The organism is Herbaspirillum sp. GW822-FHT03A08 (assembly GCF_058801885.1).
The window spans coordinates 451,105-476,031 of the sequence record NZ_JBXANR010000006.1 but is presented as its reverse complement, the minus strand read 5'-3'; the positions used below and the strand labels follow the sequence as shown (position 1 = coordinate 476,031).

General features: G+C 60.5%; 26 protein-coding genes. 11 read left to right on the top strand and 15 right to left on the bottom strand.

Features of this window, described 5'->3' with window-relative positions:
• Positions 1-12: 12 nt before the first annotated feature.
• The 10 genes from AC1RN6_RS20800 to AC1RN6_RS20755 form a co-directional block, all read right to left on the bottom strand.
• A complete protein-coding gene (locus AC1RN6_RS20800; RefSeq protein ID WP_493007337.1) occupies positions 13-1,770 on the bottom strand; it encodes a thiamine pyrophosphate-binding protein in 1,758 nt (585 codons plus the stop codon).
• Complete coding sequence (locus AC1RN6_RS20795) at positions 1,763-2,578, bottom strand: SDR family oxidoreductase (RefSeq protein ID WP_493007336.1); 816 nt, start codon at positions 2,576-2,578, stop codon at positions 1,763-1,765. The genes AC1RN6_RS20800 and AC1RN6_RS20795 overlap by 8 nt, the downstream gene beginning before the upstream one ends.
• Positions 2,579-2,583: 5 nt before the next feature.
• Positions 2,584-3,417, bottom strand: a complete 834-nt coding sequence (locus AC1RN6_RS20790; protein WP_050480024.1) for an IclR family transcriptional regulator — start codon at positions 3,415-3,417, stop codon at positions 2,584-2,586.
• 10 nt (positions 3,418-3,427) lie between these two features.
• Entirely contained in the window at positions 3,428-4,327 is a 900-nt protein-coding gene (locus AC1RN6_RS20785) for an alpha/beta fold hydrolase (RefSeq protein ID WP_493007335.1), read from the bottom strand.
• Between the two features lie 43 nt (positions 4,328-4,370).
• The gene (locus AC1RN6_RS20780; RefSeq protein WP_493007334.1) at positions 4,371-4,910 is read right to left on the bottom strand and encodes a cupin domain-containing protein; all 540 of its coding nucleotides are present in this window, start codon (positions 4,908-4,910) and stop codon (positions 4,371-4,373) included.
• A 44-nt stretch (positions 4,911-4,954) separates the two neighbouring features.
• Positions 4,955-5,719, bottom strand: coding sequence for an SDR family oxidoreductase (locus AC1RN6_RS20775; RefSeq protein WP_493007333.1), 765 nt, complete (start codon positions 5,717-5,719; stop codon positions 4,955-4,957).
• A 14-nt stretch (positions 5,720-5,733) separates the two neighbouring features.
• Positions 5,734-6,594 (bottom strand): ABC transporter permease, encoded by an 861-nt coding sequence (locus AC1RN6_RS20770; protein WP_493007332.1) that lies wholly within the window; start codon positions 6,592-6,594, stop codon positions 5,734-5,736.
• On the bottom strand, positions 6,595-7,605 hold the full coding sequence (locus tag AC1RN6_RS20765; RefSeq protein ID WP_493007331.1) for an ABC transporter substrate-binding protein: 1,011 nt from the start codon (positions 7,603-7,605) through the stop codon (positions 6,595-6,597).
• A gap of 78 nt (positions 7,606-7,683) precedes the next feature.
• Positions 7,684-8,469, bottom strand: coding sequence for an ABC transporter ATP-binding protein (locus AC1RN6_RS20760; RefSeq protein ID WP_050480030.1), 786 nt, complete (start codon positions 8,467-8,469; stop codon positions 7,684-7,686).
• Positions 8,470-8,764: 295 nt separating this feature from the next.
• A complete protein-coding gene (locus AC1RN6_RS20755) occupies positions 8,765-8,947 on the bottom strand; it encodes a hypothetical protein (protein WP_493007330.1) in 183 nt (60 codons plus the stop codon).
• Positions 8,948-9,100: 153 nt separating this feature from the next.
• On the opposite strand from AC1RN6_RS20755, the gene AC1RN6_RS20750 reads away from it, so the two are divergent.
• Entirely contained in the window at positions 9,101-9,784 is a 684-nt protein-coding gene (locus AC1RN6_RS20750; protein ID WP_493007329.1) for a flagellar basal body L-ring protein FlgH, read from the top strand.
• Positions 9,785-10,367: 583 nt separating this feature from the next.
• On the opposite strand, the gene AC1RN6_RS20745 is transcribed toward AC1RN6_RS20750, so the two are convergent.
• Entirely contained in the window at positions 10,368-10,943 is a 576-nt protein-coding gene (locus tag AC1RN6_RS20745; protein ID WP_493007328.1) for a cell division protein FtsI, read from the bottom strand.
• A gap of 214 nt (positions 10,944-11,157) precedes the next feature.
• Here AC1RN6_RS20745 and AC1RN6_RS20740 point away from each other — a divergent pair, with 214 nt between their 5' ends.
• Positions 11,158-11,598 carry a hypothetical protein gene (locus AC1RN6_RS20740; RefSeq protein WP_493007327.1) on the top strand — a complete coding sequence of 147 codons (441 nt, stop codon included), beginning with the start codon at positions 11,158-11,160 and terminating at the stop codon, positions 11,596-11,598.
• Between the two features lie 8 nt (positions 11,599-11,606).
• On the opposite strand, the gene AC1RN6_RS20735 is transcribed toward AC1RN6_RS20740, so the two are convergent.
• A complete protein-coding gene (locus AC1RN6_RS20735; protein ID WP_493007326.1) occupies positions 11,607-12,875 on the bottom strand; it encodes a D-amino acid dehydrogenase in 1,269 nt (422 codons plus the stop codon).
• A 17-nt stretch (positions 12,876-12,892) separates the two neighbouring features.
• Positions 12,893-13,660 carry an SDR family NAD(P)-dependent oxidoreductase gene (locus AC1RN6_RS20730; RefSeq protein WP_493007325.1) on the bottom strand — a complete coding sequence of 256 codons (768 nt, stop codon included), beginning with the start codon at positions 13,658-13,660 and terminating at the stop codon, positions 12,893-12,895.
• 305 nt (positions 13,661-13,965) lie between these two features.
• Here AC1RN6_RS20730 and AC1RN6_RS20725 point away from each other — a divergent pair, with 305 nt between their 5' ends.
• From AC1RN6_RS20725 to AC1RN6_RS20710, 4 genes are all read left to right on the top strand, one after another.
• On the top strand, positions 13,966-14,634 hold the full coding sequence (locus AC1RN6_RS20725) for an amino acid ABC transporter permease (RefSeq protein WP_493007324.1): 669 nt from the start codon (positions 13,966-13,968) through the stop codon (positions 14,632-14,634).
• Position 14,635: 1 nt separating this feature from the next.
• Complete coding sequence (locus AC1RN6_RS20720) at positions 14,636-15,409, top strand: amino acid ABC transporter ATP-binding protein (RefSeq protein WP_493007323.1); 774 nt, start codon at positions 14,636-14,638, stop codon at positions 15,407-15,409.
• Positions 15,410-15,422: 13 nt separating this feature from the next.
• Positions 15,423-15,869 (top strand): Lrp/AsnC family transcriptional regulator, encoded by a 447-nt coding sequence (locus AC1RN6_RS20715; protein WP_493007322.1) that lies wholly within the window; start codon positions 15,423-15,425, stop codon positions 15,867-15,869.
• Between the two features lie 175 nt (positions 15,870-16,044).
• Positions 16,045-17,343, top strand: a complete 1,299-nt coding sequence (locus AC1RN6_RS20710) for a S1C family serine protease (RefSeq protein ID WP_493007321.1) — start codon at positions 16,045-16,047, stop codon at positions 17,341-17,343.
• Positions 17,344-17,446: 103 nt separating this feature from the next.
• Here AC1RN6_RS20710 and AC1RN6_RS20705 read toward each other — a convergent pair whose 3' ends face one another.
• A complete protein-coding gene (locus AC1RN6_RS20705) occupies positions 17,447-18,289 on the bottom strand; it encodes a transporter substrate-binding domain-containing protein (protein WP_493007320.1) in 843 nt (280 codons plus the stop codon).
• Positions 18,290-18,641: 352 nt separating this feature from the next.
• Between AC1RN6_RS20705 and AC1RN6_RS20700 the strand changes: the two genes are divergently transcribed.
• From AC1RN6_RS20700 to AC1RN6_RS20685, 4 genes are all read left to right on the top strand, one after another.
• Positions 18,642-19,799, top strand: a complete 1,158-nt coding sequence (locus AC1RN6_RS20700; protein ID WP_493007319.1) for a saccharopine dehydrogenase family protein — start codon at positions 18,642-18,644, stop codon at positions 19,797-19,799.
• A 34-nt stretch (positions 19,800-19,833) separates the two neighbouring features.
• The gene (locus AC1RN6_RS20695; protein ID WP_493007318.1) at positions 19,834-20,868 is read left to right on the top strand and encodes a DUF1338 domain-containing protein; all 1,035 of its coding nucleotides are present in this window, start codon (positions 19,834-19,836) and stop codon (positions 20,866-20,868) included.
• 33 nt (positions 20,869-20,901) lie between these two features.
• Positions 20,902-22,419 carry an L-piperidine-6-carboxylate dehydrogenase gene (gene amaB / locus AC1RN6_RS20690; RefSeq protein ID WP_493007317.1) on the top strand — a complete coding sequence of 506 codons (1,518 nt, stop codon included), beginning with the start codon at positions 20,902-20,904 and terminating at the stop codon, positions 22,417-22,419.
• Between the two features lie 127 nt (positions 22,420-22,546).
• Entirely contained in the window at positions 22,547-22,912 is a 366-nt protein-coding gene (locus tag AC1RN6_RS20685; RefSeq protein ID WP_493007316.1) for a hypothetical protein, read from the top strand.
• On the opposite strand, the gene AC1RN6_RS20680 is transcribed toward AC1RN6_RS20685, so the two are convergent.
• Complete coding sequence (locus AC1RN6_RS20680) at positions 22,905-23,804, bottom strand: LysR family transcriptional regulator (protein ID WP_493007315.1); 900 nt, start codon at positions 23,802-23,804, stop codon at positions 22,905-22,907. The genes AC1RN6_RS20685 and AC1RN6_RS20680 overlap by 8 nt on opposite strands.
• Before the next feature lie 242 nt (positions 23,805-24,046).
• Here AC1RN6_RS20680 and AC1RN6_RS20675 point away from each other — a divergent pair, with 242 nt between their 5' ends.
• Positions 24,047-24,907: an oxidoreductase gene (locus tag AC1RN6_RS20675; protein WP_493007314.1), complete on the top strand. Its 861-nt coding sequence runs from the start codon at positions 24,047-24,049 to the stop codon at positions 24,905-24,907.
• Positions 24,908-24,927 lie beyond the last annotated feature (20 nt).

Genomic DNA, 24,927 nt, shown 5'->3' with positions numbered 1-24,927 from the left:
TCCTCAGTCTCTTCAGACGGCTGCAGCTGTGGCTGTAGCTGCGGCAGTCTTGGTCGTGGCAATGGAAGCTGCGGCGGCTTCCGCTGCCGCTTTTTCCGTCACCGGCGGACCGGCGAATGCAGTCTTGAAACTGCCGATGGACAGCATGTCGATCTCGAGCAGGAAAGGACCGGACTCGGACAATGCGTTCTTCAATGCGCCTTCGGCATCAGCCAGATTGCTGACACGGGCGTGACGCAGGCTCAGCGCCTGCGACAGCTGCGCATAGTCCGGCGTATGCAGGTCGACGTAGTGGCGGCGGCCGCCGTATTGCACGTCCTGGATGTTCTTGATGACGCCGTAGCCCTTGTCGTTCATCAGCACGATGACCATGTCGGCCTTCTCTTGAACGGCAGTCGCCAGCTCGCCCAGGTTGAGGATGAAGCCGCCGTCGCCGGCCAGCGTGAACGTCTTCTTGCCCGATGCGGTTACCGCTGCGCCGATGGCGGCGCCGATGCCCATTGCCAGACCCTGGCCGATACCGCCGCCGAGTGCATGCACGCCGGCCAGCGGATCGAAAATGCGCAGGTAGCGATTACCCCAGGTGCTGTTGGACACGGTGACGTCGCGCACCCAGTTGAACTTGCGGCCGGCGGCTTTTTGCACTTGTTCGACCAGCGCGCTGTACGGACCGAGGCCGTCGATCAGACCGGCAACGGCGGTATCGCGCGCCTTTTGCAGGTCGCTCATGAAGGAAGGGTCGATCTGCAACGCGCTCTTGCGTTTTTCGAGGCGGTCGGCCAGGCCTCCCAGCGCCAGTGCAGCGTCGCCGCAAACGAAGTGGTCGCTGTTGTAGCAGCGGCCTTCTGCCGATGGATCGGCGTCGATGCGGTACAGCGGGCGCGGCAGTTTCAGTTCGTACTTCAGTGTTTCATTGCCGCGCAGACGCGAGCCGACCACGACGATGGCGTCGCAGGTCTGATAGAAATTTTCGACCGGCTTGTGCAGGTTGAAGGCGCCCAGCGAACGTGGATCGTCTTCCGCCACGATGCCGCGGCCTTGTGTACTGGTGACCACGCCGAAGCCGAGATCGAGCAGACGCTGCACCTGCTTGCCGGCCTGGCGCGCACCGCCGCCCAGCCACAGCAGCGGACGCTTGGCTTTCAGCAGACGCTCGGCCAGTTCGTCGAGCGCGTGCTCGGAAGGCGCTTGCACGGCAATCGGCAATGGACGCAGATCGGACGGCATCGGGATCAGCGCAGCCTGGATGTCGATGGGAATCTCGACGCTGACTGGGCCCATCGGCGGCGTCAGTGCGGTTTGCACGGCCAGCTTGATGGTGCTGATGGCGGTCTCGGTGCTGCGGATGCGGAAGGCGGCCTTGGAGATCGCCTTCAACATCGACAACTGATCCGGCGCTTCGTGGATGTAAGCCAGGCTTTGATCAAGGTAAGGCGTTTCGATCTGGCCGGTCAGGTGCAACAGCGGCGTGCCGGCGGTCAATGCTTCGACCATGGCGCCGGCGGCGTTGCCGGCAGCGGTGCCGGTGGAGGTGAGGCAAACGCCCAGACCGCCGGTGGTGCGTGCATACGAGTCGGCCATGTTGGCGCCGCCGGCTTCGCCGCGTGCCGGAATGAAACGGATCTTGCCGCGCTCGCCGAAGGCGTCGAGGATAGGCATGTTGTGGATCGAGATCACACCGAATGCCGCCTTGACGTCGCATTGTTCGAGAAAAGCTGCGATGGCGCAGCCGACGGTAACTTGTTCTACTGGTTGATTTTGCTTAGGCATGGCGGGAAAGTCCTCCTGAAACATCGATGTGGCTGCCTGTTGTGTACGAAGAAAGCGGCGTCGCGAGAAAAACGATCGCGCGGGCGGCTTCCTGTGGATGACCTAGACGGCCGAGTTGAATATTCTTTTTTTGCGCCAGCGCCTGGGTCCATTGTTCCCAGGACAGGTCGCGGTCCGCACCGGTGCGGGCTTCGAAGCGACGGCGCCATTGGCCGGATTCCACCAGGCCGATGAGGATGCCGTTGACGCGAATCTTGTGTGTCGCGAACTCCGTCGCCAGCGAGCGCACCAGGTTATGGATGCCGGCGCGCGCGGCCGAGGTCGCCACCATGTGCGGCTCGGGCTGGATCGCCAGCAGCGAGTTGACGCAGACCACTGCGGCTTCGCCGTGCGCGGCGCTCATGCGCTGCAGTTGCGGCTGGAAGGCGCGGGTCGGATAAATCACCGAGAAAAATTTGAGGCGCAGCTCTTCGGTCCAGGCGGCGTCTTCCGTATCGGCGAAGGTCGACACGCGGCCCTGGCCGGCGTTGTTGACCAGCATCGAGACCGCACCGAGTTTCTCTTCCACGGCGGCGGCGAAAGCTTGCACCTGGTCCTGCGACAGCACGTCGCAGACCGACGAAAACAATTTGGCTTGCGGGAAGCGCGCGCGCAGTTGCGCTTCCACCTGTTGCAGACGTTCCTGGTTGCGGCCGCAAAAAGCGACCGCTGCGCCGGCTTCGAGCAGCAGCTCGACCGTCGCCAGGCCGATGCCCGAAGAGCCGCCGGTGACGACGGCGACTTTGCCTTCGAGTTGAATCATGCTCATTGCTGTTACTCCCGCCACATGTTGACGACCTTGCCCGATTTCTCCGGAGCATGGTCAAGCAGACGCGCCAGTTCGCCGGCGGTGTCGCGCACCTTGAGGACGATCTGGTCGAGCTGGTCGGTGTCGATGTGCGGCGATGGAATCGTCGCGCCCATTGCGGCCACCACCTTGCCCGAGTGATCGCGCACCGGTGCGGCGATGGTGGAGATGCTGGTTTCGAAGAAGCCTTCCTGCAGCACGTAACCGCGCTGCTTGTCGTTCTGCACCATGTCGAACAGCTCGACCACGGTCTTGGGCGTGTTGCTGGAGAAGACTTCCAGATGTTCTTCCGGATACAGGTCGCGCAGTTCGGCCAGGGTCAGGTCTTCCAGCAGGACGCGGCCGAGCACGGTGGCGTGTGCCGGCAGACGGGTGCCGACGTTGACGTGGCTGGCGAAGGCGGTTTGCGTGACCGACTTGGCGACGTACACGATGGAGCGGCCGTCGCGCACGACCAGGTTGCAGGAGTAGCCGATTTCATCGCGCAGGCGGTCCAGCAGCGGACGGCCGATTTCGGTCAGTTCCAGCGAGGCCAGGTATTCGAAGCCGAGGCGCAGCACGGCCATGCCGAGGCGATAGTCGCGGCCGCCGTCGTTGCGTTCGACAAAGCCCATGCGTTCGAGCGTGGTCAGCAGGCGGAACACGGTGGAGCGCGGCACGTCGAGACGGCGCGCCAGTTCCGGTGCCGACAGGGTCTTGTCCTGACGGCTGAATTCACACAGCAGGCGCAGGCCGCGTTCCAGGCCCGGCACGAGGTACTTCTCTTGCGATTCGTCTTCTGGCAGCACAGGTTTGTTCATGATTTTTGTTTTAGGAAAGTTTATAAAGGTGACCACTGAGTTGGTGACGTATGGCTGCTGCTATCGCTCCCGGTTGCTCGATGTAGCAGGCGTGGCCCGCATTGTCGATCAAATGGAACGGCAAATTCAAATTCCAGGCCAGTTCGCGGCTGTCGTCCGGCGTGGTGACCACGTCTTCGGCGCCGCAGTAGACCGTCGCCGGCACGTCGCCGAGACTGTCGCGCGGCGCATAGGCGCGCAGATCGTCGCCGCACAGCATGTGCACCGCCTGCGTATAGCCGGCCGGGTTGAGCCATTGGATGTTCCAGCGCACCCAGGCGCGTTCGGCATCGCCGGCCTGCGCCGACAGCATGCGCGCCGGGCTGCGCTCGGCCATGCCTTCGACGCCGATGGTGCGCAGCACGTCGAGACGTTCCTGCGCAATCTTCTGGCCGCGTTCGCGTTTGGCTTCGCTGCCGTAACCTTGCGCCGGGCTGATCAACAGCAGGCGCGACGCGCGCTTGTAGCCTTTGCCGACATAGGCCGCAGCCATCATGGCGCCCAGTGAATGACCGACCAGCACGCAGTTGCTGATGCCCAGCGCTTCCAGGAACAACTCCAGCCGCTCGGCATAATCGGCCGCGGCCGGTTGCATTTGCGGCAGCGAGGTCGAGCGGCCGTAGCCGGGTGCGTTCCAGGCGATCACATGGGCGTCCTGCTCGAGACGCAATGCGCATTGCAGCCACGACGCCGCCCCCGAGCTGATGCCGTGCAACAGCACGATGACCGGGCCGCGGCCGCAGGAGCGATACGACACGATCTTGCCGTTGCCGATGTCGACGGTGCTTTCGGAAAAGCGCCCTTCGAGCAGGCTCAGCGAGTCCCTGAGCGTTTCGGCGCAAGTGACGGAGGCGGGTGCGTGCGGAGTCATGGCTGGTCCCGTGGCTGATGTGTGGCTGGTGCGTGATTGAGAATTAGCCGCGCTTGATCGAAGCCAGCGGATGTTCCGGCGGATAGGTCGGCGTGATCGGCTTCTTCGCGCCCAGCATCACGCACATCAGCGCATCTTCATCGCCGATGTTGATCTCTTCGCGGTACACGCCCGGCGGCACCGAGACGACGTCGCGGTCGGTCAGGATGGTTTCGAAACGTTCGCCGTCTTTTTCCAGCACCAGCTTGAGCTTGCCGCGCAGCACGAAGAACACTTCTTCGACGTCGATGTGCAGATGCGGAGGACCTTCGTGGCCGGCCGGGATGATCATGGTCGAAAAGGTGAAGTGTTCCGAAGGAATCACGTTGGTGTCGACCGCAACGCCGGTGCCGCCGGTGCCGATGTAGCGCATTTGCGCGCGGCGGAATTTCGGATCGTAGTCGGCCTGGAACTTCAGCGCATCCCAGTCGTACTTGCGGGTCGACAGACGCGCCACGCGCGATTCCATCCAGTCGCCGAAGCTGCTGCCTTCAGGTTGATCCCAGCTGCGCTTGACGTTGTTTTGTTCAGACATGTCGGTCATTCTTTTCTCCTTGGTAGGTCGGGGAAACGTAGTCAGTTAATCAATCAATTCATCACGAAGCCGCCGTTGACGGCCATGACTTGTCCTGTATAGAAGCGGGACAGATCGGATAAAGCGAAAATCACGGCGCCGCAGACGTCTTCCGGCAACTGATCGCGCTGGATGGCGCGGCGGTCGTGGTAAGTCTGATGGCGTTCTTTCGGTACGTATTCGGTAGCTTCGACCAGCGTCAGGCCCGGTGCGACGGCGTTGACGGTGATGTTGTCGCCGCCCAGTTCGCGCGCCAGCGAACGCGTCATGCCGATCACTGCGCTCTTGCTGGCGACGTAGGCCAGCAGATTGGTAGCGCCCCACAGCGGCGTATCGGACGACAGGTTGACGACGCTGCCGCGACCGGACTGGCGCAATGCCGGCAGGCAGGCGTTGGTCATCAGCCAGGTGCCGCGGACGTTGACGTCCATGACCTTGTCCCACATCTCGATCGACAATTGCTCAGTGGTCTTGCCGCCGGAATTGGTGATCGCTGCGTTGTTGACCAGACCGTCGAGACCGCCCAGCCATTGCGTGGATTCTTTGGCGCAGGCGTCGATCGACAGCGGGTCGGCCAGATCGACGGTGAAGCCGGCGACTTTCAGTCCGCGTTTTTGCAGGTCGGCGACCGCGCCTTGCAAGGTGTCTTGCAGGATGTCGGCCATCGCCACGCTGGCGCCGGCTTCCGCCACCGCAGTAGCGAAGGCCAGACCCAGGCCGCGGGCCGCACCGGTAATCAGGATGCGGCGACCGGCCAGCAATTGAGGTGAAGAAGTCATCTTGTGTTGCTCCATCAGACCGTGCTGGTATGCACTTTAGGCAGGTAGTGCAGCACGCGGCGTTCAGCCCAGACCACCACGCCGTAAGTCACGATACCGATCAAAGTCAGCGCGCAGATGGCGACGAAGACTGCCGCGGTATTGCCCTGGCCTTCGCCGTCCACCAGCAGGTAGCCGAGACCTTGATTGCCGCCGACCAGTTCGCCGACGGTCACGCCGATGACGGACAAAGTCGATGCAATGCGCAGGCCGGAGAACAGCGCCGGCAACGCCGAACGGAACTCCACCAGATGGAAAATCTGCCAGCGGCCCGCATTGAGCGTGCGCACCAGGTTGACCATGTCAGGATCGACGGTACGAATCGCTGACAGCACGTTGATCATGATCGGGAAGAACACGATCAGCACGGCGACGATGATCTTCGGATAGATGGTGTAGCCGAGCCACATCACGAACAGCGGTGCAAACGCCACCTTCGGTGCAATCTGCAAAGCCAGGATGTACGGCGACAGCATGGCTTCGGCGCGGGGCGACAAACCCAGCGCCACGCCGACCGCCAGACCCAGCAGCGCGCCGAACAGGAAGCCGAACACCACTTCCATCGCAGTGATGCCGAAGTGGGTCAGCAGGTCATTGTTATTCCACATGACCACCGATTCCTTGAGCACGTGCGACAGGTTCGGCAGGATGTATTCCGGCATGCCGAGCCAGCCCGGGCCCCATTGCCATGCCGCCAGGAAGATGACCAGTACCACCAGGCTGCCGCACACGGTACGAGTACGCTCGCTGAGCAGCGGGCGCTTTACTTTGGTAGCTGGCGTGGTGTTGTCAGGCGTGCTCATGTGGTTTGCAGTCGCAGTAGTAGAGGTATCCATTTATCTTGCTGTTCCAACGAATTGATTGGTGAAGAGTTCGTTGACCGGTGTGGCCTTGGTCACGATGCCTTCGCTGACATAGAACTTCTGCACGCTGTCCATGCGCGCGGCGTCGATCTGACCCAGGGTTTTCTGGCCGGCGTAGACGTATTTGCGATACATCTCGAAGGTCGCTTCGATGCTGGCTTCCTTGCCCTTGTAGGCAGGCAGGGCGGCCACGTAGTCGTTGGCAGCGGCTTTCGGATCTTTCATGATGTCTTGCATGCCGCGCAGGGTGGCGCGCACCAGGCGCTTCAACAATTCGGGCTTGTTCTTGATGGTGTCGTCGGAAGCCAGGATCGCCTGCGCCATGCTCTTGAAGCCGCCGTTATCGAGCAGGTCGACCTTGGCGCCGGCATCGGTCGAATTCACAACCCAGTCAGGCACGCCGGCGAATGCCGATGCCTTACCGGCAGTAAACACCTGCCACACCCCCGCTGGACCGGCAGCCTGGATCTGCACGTCGGTCTTGGACAGGCCGGCGGTACGCAGCGAACCGAGGAAAGCGTAGTAAGTCGTGTCGGTATACGACATCACGGTGACGGTCTTGCCCTTGAGGTCTTTCAGCGACTTGATGTTTTCGTTGGCGTTGGCGGCGACCATGGTGATCGAACCTGCACCGAGTACCGCGATGGCCTTGACCGGGATGCCGTTGGCGCGCACCACAATCGGTGTATCGCCGATGGCGCCGCCGATGACGGCATTGCCTGCGCCGATTTGCTTGGCGACGTCAACGCCGCCCTTAGCGACGATGAAGTTGATCTTGAGATTTTCGTCAGCGTAATAGCCCTTGTGCTGCGCCAGCACCCACGGTGCAAAGGCCGGGGAATTCGGCGGCGCCGGCAGCAGGTAAGTCACTTCTTCCGGCGCGGCCTGGGCAATGCCCGGCACCAGCGCGGTGGTGGCCAGCGTAGTCGCAACGGCGGCGCTCAGGACCAGTTTGCTACAGAAAGAGGCGAGAAATTTTTTCATGCTTGCTTCACTCCTATTGTTCGGTGGTGATCAGGTTGATGTTTGGATGTGTCGAATCTGTGGGATGCGTCTACTGAATCAGTGCAGCTCTGCGGTCTCTTTACCTACTTTCAACAGCTCCATCAGGCGCCCTTGCAGCGGGCCGATTTCCGGCAGCTTGCGGCGCTCCAGCGGGTTGTCGCGGAAAGGCAGGTTGACTTCGATCTCTTCGATGATGGTGCCGGGACGTTCGCTCATGACCAGCAGGCGGTCCGACAGGGCGATCGCTTCGACCAGATCGTGGGTGATGAAGAGCGCGGTCTTTTTCTTTTCGTAGAGCATCTTGGCCAGATCCTGCTGCAAGACCATCTTGGTCTGCGCATCCAGCGCCGAGAACGGCTCGTCCATCAGCAGCACTTGCGGATCGACCGCCAGCGTGCGGGCCAGCGCAGCGCGTTGGCGCATGCCGCCGGACAGTTGATAGGGATAGTGTTCTTCGAAACCTTTGAGGTGGCACTTGGCCAGCAGCTCGTCGGCCACGCGCTTGCGCTCGGCGGCGCTGACGCCGTCGATTTCCAGACCGAGCGAGACGTTGGCGCGGATATTGCGCCATGGCATGAGCAAGTCTTTTTGCAGCATGAAGGCGACATTGCGAACCGGCTTGGTGACGCGCTGGCCGCCGACGATGACTTCGCCGGAAGTCGGCAGATACAAGCCCGCGCCCATGTTCAGCAGCGTGCTCTTGCCGCAACCGGAAGGGCCGATGATGGAAACCACTTCGCCACTGCGAATCGACAAATTGACGTTGGTCACCGCGGCGCGGGCCTGGGAAGTCTGGCGGTCGACGAAGCTTTTGCCGACGTTGCGAAATTCGATTTCGATCATGATGCCTCTTGGTTAGTTACTTGTTGCTTTAGCGCCCTCGCGCCTAATTACATGACATTTGCTGAAGCCGGCGACCGGTAGGTGGCGGGTGCGGCACAAACATCAGTTGTCTCATATATAAAACCATAAACCAAATGTGAGATATACGAATCAAATATAGCAGATATTCCGCAAAAAGATAGTGCTTTTTGTTTCATATATGGTTTGATGGTTTATATAAGAACTGTTTTTCACTTATTGCATGATGTGTGCCAGGCGAAAATCCCGACTTCTGTCTCATATTTCAGACACTTGTTCACCAAAGAAACGCGCTGCCGCGCTTTACCGGTGCGGCTTGCACCAATTCCACACGATCCGGGGAAAGCCCGGCCCGGGCATTAAGTGCTAATTCAACAACTTTTTCCACTCGCTGTTCTTTCAGAACTTGCGCAAAAACAGGCGATACGGATCGTCTTGATACTTCTTGAGCTTCCTTCACGATTCTTGAGATTGGTTTTCCCTGATTTACGAGGCATTAACTCCTGCTTACAGGCTTTGCCCCGATGATGGCCGCGAGGGCCTCTCGCTTGCAGGCCTATTTATTCCTGTCTATTCATTAGCCGGCTATCGATTTGTCTTCGGGGGAAAAATCATGATTCAGCAGCGCATTGCCTATGTTGCTTATGGAGCGGGACTTCTGTGTTTACTGAGCGCGTGCAGCAGTCCGCCGCCGATGGTGCAAGGGCCGACCAGCGTGCGTCCGGCTTATCCGGTCGCCAATGTGGAGAACAACGGCGCCATCTTCCGCGTGAGCAGCGCCCAGCTGTTTGAAGAATCGACCACGCACTATGTCGGCGATATCCTCAAGATCGACATCGCCGAATCGCTTACCGGCAGCAACAAATCCAGCACCAGCAATAGCCGCGATACCAGCCTGAAGCAGGTCGGCCCGGGCGCCGGCTCATCGATGAGCGGTTTACTGGCCTCGGTTTTCAATATCAATGCGACGGCGACCGGCAGTGACTCCTTCAAGGGCACAGGCCAGACCGACAACGCCAACAGCATGACCGGCAGCCTGATGGTGTCGATCATCGAAGTGCTCCCCAACGGTAACCTGGTGGTCGCCGGCGAGAAGCGCATCGGCATGAACGGTTCGATCAATACCCTGCGCTTTTCCGGCGTAGTACGGGCACGCGATATTCGTGGGGGAAATGTGGTTTCGTCCAGTAATGTAGCGGATGCGCGGCTGGAGCAGATTGGCGGAGGAACAGTGGCGGATGCTAATTCGCAGGGGTGGATGCAACAGTTCTTCAGGAGTGTTTTGACGTTTTGGTGATGGGGGACTTGGCGCTTGTTGTTATTAGCGTTTTGTTCCGACTTTCCGTTGGCTGTAACTGCTGCTGTTCTTTCTTCGATCAACCCTTCGCCGGGGGTAGCCCCCTTCGGTGGTTCCCGGCGCCGGCAGGCTCAAGCGGACTTCCAGACTGGCGCGCTGCGCATCGCCTGGGTACAGCGATGTTTTTTGTTTCTTTGGCCTTATTTACTTACTCTGTCGTTCCAACGAAAGTTGGAACCCAGCGTCGTGAGGGCGGATGAGTAAGCGCAAACGCCACTGGATCCCAGCGTTCGCTGGGACGACGATATTAAAAATAGAAGTGAAGTTTTCAGCATCGCCAGCGCTTGACACCACGATGCCGAAAGCGAGCCCGTCTCGAAGTCCGCTTGAGAGTAGCCGGGGTCAGCAGATGAAAATCGGGAACCCCGAAGGGGCTACGACCCAGTTATGTTGGAGCAGTGCTCCAACCCTTTCTTTGCTTACTTTCTTTGGCGAAGCAAAGAAAGTGAGCGGCTGCCGGGCCGCCCCCGGCAACCCGGGCTGATCGAAGAAAGAACAGCATTACGTAACGCAAAACCTAAGTTCAGGAGCCCCCAAACACCACCGGCCCCCCCGCCGAATTATTAGCCTCCACCACAGGATTGCTGATCAACAGAGCATCCACCACCGGCCCCAGCTTGCTGCTGGTGGAAGACCACTTGTCCTGCGCAATCGACCCGATCTTGTAGCTGGCGCTACCCACCACCCGCCCATCCTTGCGCAAGGTCACCGACGCAAAGGTGAGATAAGGCGTGTAAGCATTGCTGAAGGTTTTCATGTCCCACTTAATGTAGGCGCTGTAGACCAGCGTCATCGGGCAACTGCCAGGCTGCGTGCCAGCGTCATATACGCGGCTCGGCACGCCGTGACGCTGCAGCTCGCCTTGCAGACTCGGTACGAAATCGCTCAAGGCAACTGCGCCGTTCCACTCGATGCAAATCTCCTTGATCGGCGCATGCGCAAAGACCACCGGATTCTGCGGCGTGGTCGGCGTCATTGACGACACGCCGGTGATGGCGGAGCCGAGCAGGTTGGCCGCCTCGACGATCGGACTCGGCGACAAGACGACGCAACCGGAGAGGGAAGCGACACTGGCGGAAGCGATGAGAAGTTTGATCATGATGGCGACCGGTTCGGCAATGATTGAAATTCATCATATCCGCCGATGTTCCCGGATTCGTTTGGTTTTACGCTGATTTACGCCAACACAGGCAATACTTTACATGTCCGCTTTTTCTGTAGGCGTCATCGACCAACAAACGACTCCCGCAGCACGAATACTGCAACAAAGGCACAATCACCGCGGTCATACGTTTTTTCCAGGAGATCGCACCATGCGCACTTTGCTGTCCACCATCGCCCTCGCCGCCTGCGCGCTGACGGCGCCGTTCAACGCTGTCGCCGATACGCTCAGGAGCGAAGCGGAAGTCCGCCAGCTGACCGATAAGGTCATGGCCGCCGCCGGCAAGGGCCGCACCGACGACGCCTATTCCGCGATGACGCCGTATGCGCTGGCCGATGTCAACACGCTCGACCGCGCCCGCGTGAGCGCGCGCAACTCGCGCATGCAGCTGGAGCAGTTCGTCGGCACGTCGGTAGGTTACGAATTCATCCGCAGCGAAAAGGTGGGGGACTCGCTGCTCAAGCTGGTCTATATAGAGAAGGCCGAAAAACAGGCCATCCCGTGGCAGTTCATCTTTTACAAAACCGGCGCGGGTTGGGCGCTGAGCGCGTTCAGCAATAGCGATAACATCAATACGGTCTTCAGCCGCTAGAACCTGCTTTATTGAAATGCCCGTAACGGGCTCAGATCGTCGCTGGTAATTTCCGTATCAACGCCGGCAATCCTGTCGGCGATCAATCGGCTGGAGCCGCACGCGGTAGTCCAGCCGTTGGAGCCGTGACCGGCATTCAGATAGAGGTTGGAATACGAGGTCGCGCCAATCAGTGGCGCACCGTCCGGCGTCATCGGACGCAGACCGGCCCAGTACTCGATCTTGCTGAGATCGGCGCCGCGCGGGAACAGCAGCTTGAGCGACTTGATCGCGGTGGCGCAATCGCGCGGCGTGACTTTGGTGTCCCAGCTGCCGATTTCGGCGGTGCCGGCGGCGCGGATGTTGGAGCCCATGCGCGTGATCGCCACTTTGTAGTATTCGTCCATCACGCCGCTCTTGGGCGCCGCATCGGGGTCGCTGACCGGCACCGTGATGGCGTAGCCCTTGACCGGATACACCGGCAACTGTAAACCCAGCGGCTTGACCAGCGCCACCGAGGCGCTGGCGCAGGCCACCACATAGGCATCGGCGGTCAGCACACCGTTGGCGGTGCGCAGGCCGGTGACAGCGCCACCGGCAAATTCAATCTGTTGCACCGACGTACCCAGGACAAAGTTCACGCCTTGCGATTTCAGCCAGTCGGCCAGCGCGCGCGCGAACAAAGGGCAATTGCCGGTCTCGTCCTGCGGCAACAGCATGCCGCCGACCAGCTGGCCGCGCGCATCGCGCAGGGCCGGGTCAAAGGCAACGCAACCGTCGCCATCCAGCAACTCGTAAGCGACGCCGGCTTCGGCCAGCACCTTGGCGGCGAGACCGGCGTTGTCCATCCCTTCCTGGGTGCGGAACAACTGCAGGTTGCCGACCGTGGTTTGTTCGTACTGGATGTCGAGACGCTCGCGGATCGTCTTCAACTGGGTGTGGCTGTAACGCGCCAGCCGCCCCATGCGCGCCTTGTTGACGGCATAGCGTTCGGCATTGCATTGCGACAGGAACTGGCTCAGCCAGCGCCATTGGTGGGCATCCAGACGCGGCGTGAAGCGCAGCGCCGCTTCCATCCCCAGCCAGCTTTGCACCGACCACTTGAGCGACTTGCCCTTCATGCCCGGCGCCGCCCACGGCGTAGCGTAGGACGGGCAGACGTGGCCGGCATTGCCGATGCTGGTTTCGGCGGCGACCTCCGGCTGGCGATCGACCACCGTGACGGTATAGCCTTTTTCGTGCAGGAAATAGGCGGTGGTGACGCCGACGATACCGGCGCCGAGGACGATGATGTGCATGATGATTACTTAATTGTTTATAAAGTTAAGCCGCCATCGATATGCCAGATTTGTCCCGTCACATAGGATGCGGCGGGACTCAGCAAGAAGGCGATAACGTTGGCAATTTCTTCCGGCCGGCCAAGGCGCTGCAGCGGGATGCGCTCCAGCGCGGCGGCCCAGGCGGTCGGGTCGATGGCGGATTTATTGGGATCGGATTTTTGCACATAGCCGGGCGCCACGGCATTGACCGTCGTGCCGGACGAAGCCAGTTGCACCGCCAGCGATTTGACCAGCGCTTCGATGCCGGCCTTGGCCGCAGCCGATGCCGGAAAGCCCGACTCGCCAAGGCGGTAGACGTGCGCCACGAATGAGCTCACCGCCACCACGCGACCCGCGGGAGAAGCCTGCAGGGCATCCTTGCAGGCTGTGACTAATTGAAAGAATCCACCCAGCAAGGCGTCGATGGAGCGCGACCAGTCTTGCGTAGTCAGCTCGCCGATGCGCTTGCGGTCGGCGAAGCCGGCGTTGGCGACCAGCGCATCAAGACGGCCATAGCTATTGAGCGCCACATCGCGCAAGGCGGCTGCGGTGTTGACATCGGCCATATCGCCGAATGCCGTCACGCAATGCGCGCCGCGCTCGCGGCAAGCCGCCGCGGTCTGCTGCAGTTCAGGGGAATCGCTGCGGGCGTGCAGCACCATGCCGGTTTCCGCTGCGGCGACTGCTTTGGCAGTTGCCGCGCCAATGCCGCGGGCGGCGCCGGTAATCAGGATCACGCGCTGCACGGTCTGGGATGGGTTCATTGATGAAGAGGAAACAGGTGGAAGCGGCAAGGAAAACAGTGGCGCTATTTTAACCAATAAGCCGCAAACCCTGTCAGGCAGCTGTCAAAAACCCGCCGCAGGAGCGCCGCACCATAGCTTCTCCTACATCCCGGAGAGTATTCTCCATTACAATTGCGGGGTTTTCGGAGACGGTAAATCGGTCAGGCCGACCGATCCTCCCTGCTTCGGATCGCACCAACTGGCACATTTCATGCTGCCCTGCCTGTGGATCGTTCAGGCAATCAGGAATTCAGACACCAAAGAGTAAAAGAAAAGGAAACACGATGTATCACTGGGACTTCGCCGCACTCTGGCAATTCCGCAACGTTATTGCCGTCGGCTTCGGCTATACGCTGGCCTATACCGTCGCCTGCGTTTTGCTGGGACTGCTGATCGGCTTGCTGGTCGGTCTGGGCCGCTTGTCGACCAACCCGTTTATCTCCGGTCCGCTGCGCGCCTACGTCGAAGTGTTCCGCTGCACGCCGGTGCTGGTGCAGCTGGTGTGGTTCTATTACGCGTTGCCGGTGCTGGTCGGCATTGAAATGTCCGCCGGCACCTCAGCCTTGCTGGCGCTGGCCTTGTATGGCGGTGCGTTCTATTCGGAAATCATCCGCGGCGGCATTGTCTCGATCGATATCGGCCAGAGCGAAGCCGGCTGCGCGCTGGGCATGACGCGCTTCCAGCTGATGCGCCGCGTGATCCTGCCGCAGGCGTTCAAGCGCATGACGCCGCCGCTGGTCAGCCAGTCCATCATGCAATTGAAGAACACCTCGCTGTTGTCGGTGCTGGCGGTGCCGGACCTGCTGTATCAAGGCCAGATCATCGCGCATGAAACCTACCGCCCGCTGGAAATCTACACCATGGTCGCGGTGATTTACTTCCTGATCCTGCTGCCTGCGACGATCTGGGCCAAGCGCCTGGAAAACCGCCTGAACGCGCAACAGGGAGTATGAGATGAGCAATCCAACAAACGAAGTCATGATTGAAATCAAGAATCTGAAGAAGGCCTTCGGCGAGCATGTCGTGCTCAAGGATATTTCGCTGCAGGTGAACAAGGGCAGCGTGGTCGCCATGATCGGCCCGTCCGGTTCCGGCAAATCGACGCTGCTGCGCTGTATCAACCTGCTGACCGTGCCCGAGCAAGGCAGCATCCGCGTCGGCGCGCAGGATTTCAGCTTCGGCTCAAAGGCATCCAAGCCGCTCAAGGACCGCGAGCTGGCCAGGTTCCGCACCAATACCGGCATGGTGTTCCAGCACTTCAACCTGTTCCCGCACATGACCGCGCTGGAAAACGTCATGGAAGGCATGCTCACCGTGCTGCGCAAACCCAGGGCGGAAGCGCGCGCTTATGCACTGGAGCTGTTGCAGAAAGTCGGCCTGTCCGACCGTGCCGACATCTATCCGCAACGCCTGTCCGGCGGCCAGAAACAGCGCGTGGCGATCGCCCGCGCGCTGGCGATGCGTCCGAGCGTGATGCTGTTCGACGAAGCCACCTCGGCGCTCGATCCGGAACTGGTGGGCGAAGTGCTCAACGTGATCCGCTCGCTGGCGGCCGACGGCATGACCATGATTCTGGTCACGCATGAAATCGCCTTCGCCCGCGAAGTCGCCGACCAGGTGATCTTCATGCGCGACGGCGTCGTGGTGGAAGCAGGCCCGCCATCGCAGGTCATCGACAATCCGCAGCAAGCGGCGACGCAATCCTTCCTCACGCGCTTCAACGGTTAATCCCCGCAACATCATGACCGCCCGCCTCGATCTGCTCGACGACATCGACCGCAAGCTGATCTCGCTGTTGCAGCAATCGGCACGGGAGAGCGTCGCCAACCTGGCGCGCAAACTGGGCGTGGCGCGCACCACCGTGGTCGCGCGCCTGGCGCGGCTGGAAAAGAACGGCGTCATCGTCGGCTACACCGTCAAGCTCGGCCAGGACGTCCTGGACAGCGGCCTGCACGCCTACGTCGGGATCACGGTCGAAGCCAAGACCGCACGCGACGTCCTCAAGCGCTTCAAGCGCATCCCCGAAATCGAACAGCTCTGCTCCGTCAGCGGGGAGTTCGACTACGTCGCCTGGCTGCGCGCCGACTCGGCGGAGCAACTCGACAAACTGCTTGATGAAATCGGCGAGATCGATGGGGTCATCAAGACCACCACCTCGATTGTGCTGTCGCGCAAGATCGATCGCTGAGCCCTTCCACATCCGCAGCCGTATGGGGTAGCGCATCGCGGCGAAAGATGCTTGCCGCAATTGATAGTTGCAATAATCCCGGCTAATATCATTTCGGATAATTCAGGAAGGTGCGGCGGCGGCGTTCTTGACGCATGGCGCTATCGACAAATCAGAAAAACAATCGTCCATACAGATGACTTCGAAGTTCACTCTTGCCGCCGGCATGCTGGCGCTCAGCCTTGTTTCCGCCTACCCTGCGGCTTCTGCCGCCGAACCGCCCAGGCTGCCCGAAAGCCAGGAGCATCCGGTCATTGCCATGCAGGATGGCGAAATCGGCCGTTCCGTGTCGCTGCGCACGATCCGCGTCAAATACGAAACGCCTTTCACCAAGATCGGCGAATACCAGACCGGCTGGTTCTGCGGCAATAACAAGGATCTGGTCTGGGCACCCGGCACTTACGCCTTGTTTGCCAACAGGTTGGGAAGAAATTTCCGCCGGGAACTGGAAAGCGCACGCTATCCGGTTCCGGCCCTGGCGTCCGACTCTATGTTTGAAGAACCCGGCAAGGAGAAACCCAAGGTACTGGAACTGCAGGTCGGCGCCCTGATCAAGGAAGTTAATGCCAATTACTGCCTGAAGGCGGAAGGCATGCAGGGCGGCGCTTATCTGAAGATCTTCTGGCAGGTATATGCGCCTGAGGCCAAGAAAATCCTGTTTGAAGCCACCACCACCGGAACCTATCAGTCAAACACCGTTGTCAAAACCGATCCTGGTGCTTACTACGAAAAAGCATTCGCCATGGCGGCCCGCAATTTACTCGCCGAGCCCGGTTTTCATGACGCGGTCATGAACAAAGACGTGCCTCCGGCACCCGTTGCGGTCGAATCAAACGCCGCTCCCGGCCTGAAGATAAAGACCAGCAAGCTACTGACGGAGCCACTGTCCAAAAACATCACTACCCTGCGTTCCGCGGTGGCGACCGTGCAGGCAGACCGTTCCAGCGGCTCCGGTTTTTTTGTCAGTCAGGACGGCTATCTGCTGACTAACCAGCATGTCGTCGGCACAGCGAAATTTGTCAAGATTATCTTGCCGACCGGCCGCGAACTGGTCGGCGAAGTCGTCCGGCAAGATAAGGAAAGAGACGTCGCGCTGATCAAGACCGAAAGCATCAGTCTGCAGCCGGTCAGTCTGCGTACCGATGAAGCCAATATCGGCGAAGACGTCTATGCCATAGGTTCGCCGCTTGGCGAAAAATTCAACACCTCGCTTACGCGCGGCATTCTGAGTGGCTATCGCACCTTCAATGACAAACGCTTTATTCAGAGCGACGTCGCCATTCTTCCTGGCGACAGCGGCGGCCCGTTGATGGACCCCAAAGGCAACGTCATCGGCATCACCGTCGCCGGTCTCGGGGCGCGCGGTATTGCGGGCATGAATTTCTTTATCCCGATTCAGGATGCGCTGGCGAAACTGAACATCAGTCTCAACTGAGTCTGTTGCCCATCGCTGAGTGATGTGAGCAGAAAACAAAAAAGGCTTGTCGATGACAAGCCTTTTTTAATCAGGCAAACCTGCACCTGCCATCAGATATCGCTTACAGCGGAATCTGCGGCGGCACATCCTCAGGACGCACGCCCGACAGCTTCTGCAGGTTGTCCAGCACGGTCGCCTTGATCTTGCCGGCAGCGCGTTCCTGCACGATCCACTTGTTGATGTATTCCAGCCAGGCCTTGTCGTCTTCCTTCGGTACGCCGACGTTGGTCGATGTTGCTTCCAGCGGCATCGGCACGATCATGGTGCCCAGGCTTGGGTTCTTCTTCAGCACGTTCAGCGCCAGCAGCCAGACCAGCACTTGCACGTCGACGCGGCCGGTTTGCAGGGCCAGGGTGGCGTCGTCGGCTTTTTCCAGACGGACGATGGTGGCTTTCGGACAGACGCGGGTGATCATGGCGTCGTGCGAGGAGCCGATGTCGACGCCGATCTTGACTTCAGGCTTGTTGAGCTCTTCCCAGGTCTTCGGTGTGAAACCCTTCTTGGAAACGATGGTGAAGGCGTTGTTGAACAGCGGCTCGGAGAAGCCGACCGTTTCGCGGCGCGCCGGTGTCGGATTCAGGCCGAAAAAGACGTCGATCTTGCGGGTCTGCAGATCCAGCACCGAGTTGCCCCAGGTAGTTTCCAGCACTTCCAGCTTGACGTTGAGGCTGGCAGCCAGGCTCTTGGCGAAGTCGACCATGAAGCCAACCCATTCGCCGCTGGCCAGATCCTTGTTGTAGTAAGGAGCCTGACCGCGTACACCACCAATGCGCAGCACTTTGGTCCGCTTGATGCGGGCGAAGGTGCTTTCGCCGGCTGGCGCGCTTTGCGCGAAGGCGCCGGGCAGATAGCTGGCGGCGGCGAGGCCTGCCACGTTGGTGATGAAACGGCGACGATTTTGCATTTGCTTCTCTCCCTGATGAATTTTAAGTGGACGGTGATGGCCGTTTGCCTTACTGGTTGGCAGTTGCAGCGCCCGGACTTCTGATCCAGAGCATCTGTCAATTTTAATACTAAGCGGTATGTCTTGTTCAGCTTATTGCACATTCCCGCTCTTCGGGAACAGCGTCTGAAACACGATACACGGATGCTTTTTCGGCATAGAGATCAATTCGCATTGCGCATGACTACATATTGACCAAAATATCGTCATATCCGCATCAATCTTGATCTTTTTATCGTATCGATGGCTTTTTACAATGGGTGCCAATGCCGCCACATTCATCTACACCTCGTCCACCATAAGGAGCATCGCCATGAAAATCGTCCTGCTCGGCACCGGCCACATCGGCTACGCCATCGCCCGCCTGCTCCATCACAGCGGCGACTATCAGATCATCGCCGCCGACCGTGATGCCCGTGCATTGACTGCCATGGAGACGCTGGGCGTAGGTACCGCGCTGATCGACTTCAACGACCACGATGCCTTGTGCAATCTGCTAGCCGGCAACGATGCCTGTCTCAACGCGCTGCCGTATCACATGGCGACTGCCGTGGCCAAGGCGGCCAGGCTGAGCGGCGTGCATTACTTCGACCTGACCGAAGACGTGCGCGCCACCCGGGCGATTGCCCAACTGGCTGCCGGCGCCGACACCGCCTTCATGCCGCAATGCGGGCTGGCGCCGGGTTTCATCGGCATTGCGGCACATCATCTGGCGCGTGACTTTGACGAGATCCACGAGGTCAAGATGCGCGTCGGCGCACTGCCCGAGTTCCCCACCAACGAACTGAAGTACAACCTGACCTGGAGCGTCGACGGCCTGGTCAATGAATATTGCCATCCGTGCGAAGCAATCCGCGACGGCAAGATGCAAGACATCCAGCCGCTGGAAGGACTGGAACACTTTTCGCTGGACGGCGTCGAGTACGAAGCCTTCAACACCTCCGGCGGACTCGGCACACTGTGCAATACGCTTTCCGGCAAGGTCCGCAATCTCGACTACAAATCGGTGCGTTATCCCGGCCACCGCAACCTTGTGAAGTTCCTGCTGGAAGAACTGCGCCTGCGCGATGATCAGGAACAGCTTAAAGCCATCCTGCGCAAATCGGTGCCGTCGACCATGCAGGACGTGGTGCTGGTGTTCGTCACGGTCAGCGGCATGCGGCGCGGACAATACGTACAGGAAGTCTTCAGCCGCAAGATCTTTGCGCAGACTGCCGCGGACGGCGTGCACGAAAGCGCAATTCAGATCACCACGGCGGCTGGCATCTGCGCCGCGCTGGACCTGTTCCGCGAAGGGAAATTGCCGGCGCACGGCTTCATCCGGCAGGAACAGATTGCCTTGCCGGACTTCCTCGCCAATCGCTACGGACGGGTTTATGCAGGCAGCCCGCATGCAGGTTCGCAACAACGGACGCAAGACGTGTCAAACTATCCGGTGAAGGAGACCATCGAGGCGGCGCTGGCTGTGTGATGGTCTGATCATCTGAGCCATCCCGGAGAAAGCCATGAGCACCAATCTGAACACCTTGCTGGAACAAACCAGCGGCGCCGGCACCGCCGCCCGCCTGTTTCAAATGCTGGACATCCCGGCCGGCACGCTGCAGCCGGCCGGCCCGGCCGTGACGCGTCTGGAACTGGCGCAAGCGCTCAACATGCTGCTGTTCGACAAACTGCTGCGCGAGGTGCCGGAAGGTGCGGCCTACGTCGGCGATGCGGTACGCGACGGCCGCAAGATCTGTTTTGACCATGGCGCACTGCGTACGGTACTGGGCGCACAAACCGGCGCCCTGCCGGCGGGTGAAGCGGCGTTCACCCGCATCTTTCTGCCGCTCGGTTATGAACTGGCCGGCCTGTACCCGCTGGAACGCATCAAGATGACCGGCCGCGTTTATGCCCATGCCGACGACGCCGAAGGCATCGCGCAATTTTTCCTCAGCGAGCTGCATCCGGAGCGCTTCTCCGAAGACTTTCAGCGCATCGTCGCGCGCGTGCTGTCGACTTCGGTCGATCCGCTCGATGCGCGCAGCAAGGCATCGCTGGACCATCTGACGCAACACAAGACTTTGCCTTATGACGACGCAGCGGCGCTGCTGCCGGTGCTGCTGGGATGCTTTGAACGCCAGCATGCACTGCCGACGCTGGCCGAGTACGAAAGCCTGTTGCAGGAATCGTCCGAAATGGCCTGGATCGCTACCGAAGGCAACGTCTTCAACCACGCCACCGACCGCGTCGCCGATGTCGAAAGCCTGGCGCAACTGCAGCGCGACCTCGGCCGCCCGATGAAGGACAAGATCGAGGTCTCGCGCAACGGCCGCGTGCGCCAGACCGCCTTCCGCGCCACCACCGTGGTGCGCGAAATGGCCGACGAACACGGCCGCCCGGTGGCGCGCAAAGTGCCGGGATCGTTTTACGAATTCATTTCACGCGATCACTACGTGGATGAAACCACGCATCGGGAAAAACTGGACCTGACCTTCGACAGCGGCAATGCGCAAGGTATTTTCAAAATGACCGCCACTGCTTCGGCAGCCGAATGTTAATCGTCATCGCTATTGCATAGAAACGGATTCACCATGGACATCGCCAGCCTCTACGCCGAACTCGGCCTCGACCTCTCCGTGCAATCGGGCCGCGACCTGCATAGCCGCTCGCCGCGCGACGGCGCCACGCTGGCCTTGCTGCGCAGTCACAGCGACGCCGAGGTGCAGCAAACCATCGCCGCCACACGCGAAGCCGCATTGGCCTGGCGCAATGTACCGGCGCCGGTGCGCGGCGAGCTGGTGCGTCTGCTGGGGGAAGTCCTGCGCGAGAAACGTGAGGCGCTGGGCATGCTGGTGTCGCTGGAAGCCGGCAAGATCCGCTCTGAAGGCATCGGCGAAGTGCAGGAGATGATCGACATCTGCGACTTCGCGGTCGGCTTGTCGCGCCAGCTGCACGGCCTGACCATCGCCTCCGAGCGTCCCGGCCACCGCATGATGGAAACCTGGCATCCGCTGGGCGTGTGCGGCGTCATCACGGCGTTCAATTTCCCGGTGGCGGTATGGGCGTGGAACGCTGCGCTGGCACTGGTCTGCGGCAACAGCGTGGTGTGGAAGCCATCCGAAAAAACACCGGTCACCGCGCTCGCCGTGCAGGCCCTGATGCAGCAAGCCGTTGACCGCATGGAGCAGCAACGCCCCGGCACCGTGCCGCCGCAATTGTGCACCCTGCTGATCGGCGGCGCGGCCGCCGGTGCAGCCATCTCGGCCTCGCCTGACGTCGCGCTGGTCAGCGCCACCGGCAGCGTCGCCATGGGACGCAAAGTCGCAGTCACGGTGGCACAGCGTCTGGGGCGCAGCCTGCTGGAGCTGGGCGGCAACAACGCCATGATCGTCGCGCCCAGCGCTGACCTGAACCTGGCGCTGCGCGCCATCGTGTTCTCCGCCGTCGGCACCGCAGGCCAGCGCTGCACCAGCCTGCGCCGCGTCTTTATCCATCGCAGCCTGTACGACAAACTGTGCGGCGACATCGAGCGCATCTATGCCGGCATCCGCGTCGGCGATCCGCTGCTGGCCGATACGCTGGTCGGCCCGCTGATCGACGGCGGCGCCTACGACAACATGCAGCAAGCGCTGGCGCAGGCCCAGAAAGAAGGCGGCGCCCTCAGCGGCGGCGAACGCGTCGCTGCCTTGGGCGGCGACCAGGCGTACTACGTCAAACCCGCACTGGTGCGCATGCCGCGCCAAAGCGCCGTCATGCATCGAGAAACCTTCGCGCCGATTCTGTACGCCGTGGCATATGACGACTTCGAAGATGCCATCGCGATGAACAACGCCGTGCCGCAAGGCCTGTCGTCGGCGATCTTCACCAACGACATGCGCGAGAGCGAGTTGTTCATGTCGGCGCAAGGCAGCGACTGCGGCCTGGCCAATGTCAACATCGGCACCAGCGGCGCAGAAATCGGCGGTGCCTTCGGTGGTGAAAAAGAAACCGGCGGCGGCCGCGAATCCGGTTCGGACGCATGGAAAAACTACATGCGCCGCGCCACCAACACCATCAACTACAGCCGGGTATTGCCGCTGGCGCAGGGAGTGGAGTTTGATATCGGCTGAGTGCAGCGCCTTGATGCATCTTGATGCGCCTTGACGATTTCGAACAAAGGTAAAGTTCGATCATGATGGTGTAATAATTTTTCGCCCGGTTCTACACTGATTGCGTGACTAATCAGGGGGAACTATCATGCGCACACCAACGATCTCTGCAACAGCAAAAAACAGCGCACGCGCCTTGTTGGCCGCTGCTGCAGCCTGTTCGCTGACGGCCTGCGCCAATTACAGCCAGGTGATTTCCGAAGGTGACGACGGCTCCTACCATCTCGTCGCCACCGGCATCAGCTACACCATGTCGATGCCGGCGCTGACTGCCGCCAGCCATGAGAAAGCGCTCTCCTGGTGTGCCGCGCAAGACAGCGATATGCAATTGCGCCAGCAAACGCGCGGCTGGAAGCCGATACAGGTGGAGCTGAATTTCCGTTGCGTGCCGAAAGAAATGGGCCAACTGGATCAGTCTGCATCGCTACCGGCTTCGCTGCCGATCCTCAGATAGGCGTGTTCCGCAGTTCCTCGATAATGAAGTCGATAAAATGCCGCACGCGTTGCGGCATCTGCGTGCGCTGGGGATAGTACATGTACATGCCGCCGTACACACTGTTCAGGCGCGGCAGAATCGGCACCAGCCTGCCGGCAGCAACCAGCTCGCGCGCGGAATACACGACCAGCTGACCGATGCCGACCCCGGCCTGCACGGCGGCGACTTCCGACTCCATGGTATTGAAGCTCACCACCGCAGGCATCTCCTGATAGACCGTTGCACCATCCACCGTCAGCATCCATGGCGACAGCCTGCCATTGTTGGGATGGCGAAAGCCGGTACAGCGGTGCTTGCGCAACTCGGCCAGATTCTTCGGCTTGCCGTATTTTTCCAGATACGCGGGCGCGGCATAGATCTGCAGCATGATGTCGCCGAGCCGGCGCGCGACCAGATTGCGCTGCGGCTCTTTGCCAGTGCGGAAGCCAATGTCGACGCGTTCCGCCACCAGGTCGGTGAAGCGATCATCGAGCAGAAAATCGAAATGAATGTTCGGATAGCGTTCCTGAAATTTCTGCACCAGCGGCATCAGCAATAAATTACCCACCGAGGTGGGCGCGCTCACGCGGATCATGCCCTCGGCATCGCGCCGGCTGTTCTGTACCTGATCCAGCGCTTCGTCGAGCAGGCGCAAACCCGGGTCGGCCAGTTCGGACAGGCGCGCACCCTCTTCCGTCAGGCTCAGTTTACGGGTGGTGCGATGAAAAAGCCGCACGCCCAGATGCTCCTCCAACTGACGCACTGCCTTGCTGACCGCCTGGGGCGTCATGCCGCTTTCCACCGCGGCCTGGCTGAAACTGCCGGCGCGTACGACGCTAAGAAAAATCGTGACGACTCTGGCCTTGTCCATGACTGATGGCTCCTTGTTTTCTATAGGAATGTGCGAAATTATTTTCGTCCAGCATAGCGATGCGCTGTCCCCCTGGCGTCGATTTATTTACAACCATTGGTTGAAAATCAAACACCTTTATGACGTCTAGTGTAGCAGCGCGCGCTTGCCTACACTTCGTTCTGCCAACTGCGCACATCGCTGCAAAACAAGCTGCAGCGTGCAGTTCACTCTCAACGACGACATACTTAAGGAGCATCACCATGACACAAGCATCCGCAACTTCCAAAGTCTGGCTAATCACCGGCGCATCGCGCGGCTTCGGTGCACTGATCGCACGTGATGCGCTGCTGCGTGGCGACCGGGTCGTCGCCACCGCGCGCAATCCTCAAACGGTAATGGAGCAACTGGGCGATCATCCCAACCTGCTGGCATTGAAGCTGGACGTCACCAGCGAAAGCGATGCGATCAACGTCGCACGACAATCCATGGCCCGCTTCGGCCGTATCGACATACTGGTCAACAACGCCGGCTACGGCTTGCTCGGCGCGGTGGAAGAAGCCGGCGCCGAAGAGGTGAAGAAGCAATTCGACACCAACGTGTTCGGCCTGCTGCACGTCACGCGCGCCGTGCTGCCGGTATTGCGCGCACAAGGCAGCGGTCACGTGATCAATATCTCGTCGATCGGCGGCTACGCCTCGCATCCGGGCTGGGGCGTGTACTGCGCCACCAAGTTCGCGGTCGAGGCGTTGACCGAAGCACTGGCTGCCGAACTGGCGCCGCTGGGTATTCGCGCCACGGTGGTGGAACCGGGATTTTTCCGTACTGACTTTCTCAACGCCGATTCGGTGGTGTCGACCGGCAAACGTATCGAACAATACGCAGAAAGCGTCGGCGTCATGCGCGCAATGATGGCGGATGCCAACCACAAGCAGCCCGGCGATCCGGCCAAGCTGTCGCAGGCGATTCTGAAGCTGGCCGACGACGGCAATCCGCCGCTGCGCCTGGCGCTGGGTTCGGATACGGTGGCGGCGATACAAAAGAAAAATCAATTCGTGGAAACCGAATTGCAGGCGTGGATGCAGGTCTCGGTGTCGACCAACCACGACGACGTGGCGGCCTGACATCCTGCGTCCTGATGCTC